The sequence below is a fragment of the Rhodoplanes roseus genome (assembly GCF_003258865.1).
GTDB lineage: Bacteria > Pseudomonadota > Alphaproteobacteria > Rhizobiales > Xanthobacteraceae > Rhodoplanes > Rhodoplanes roseus.
The window spans coordinates 1-289 of the sequence record NZ_NPEX01000728.1 but is presented as its reverse complement, the minus strand read 5'-3'; the positions used below and the strand labels follow the sequence as shown (position 1 = coordinate 289).

At 58.5% G+C, this 289-nt stretch carries 1 protein-coding gene; it reads right to left on the bottom strand.

What is annotated here, in order from left to right; translation table 11 throughout:
- A partial coding sequence (locus CH341_RS32150; RefSeq protein WP_170149904.1) for a TonB-dependent receptor plug domain-containing protein occupies positions 1–289 on the bottom strand: 289 nt, incomplete at both ends.

Here is a 289-nt window from a genome sequence, read left to right as displayed (position 1 = left end):
GTGCCGTCGGCGAATTGTACTGGCGCAGCCCGTCGCGAAAGATGCCGTTGTAATAGGCGTTGAAGCCGCGCAGCGTGAACGCGTCGAAGCGCGAATCGAAGCCGAAATTGTTCGGATTGGCGCTCGCCGTATAGCCGAGCGTCTCGTTGAGCGTGCGCGGCTCCTGATCCTCGATCTGATCCTGAGTGACCACCGTGATTGCCTGCGGAATGTCCGCAATCGGCGTATCGACCTTTGTCCCGGCTCGATCCTGTTTGGCGACATATCCATCCTGTTTCAGGATCTGATC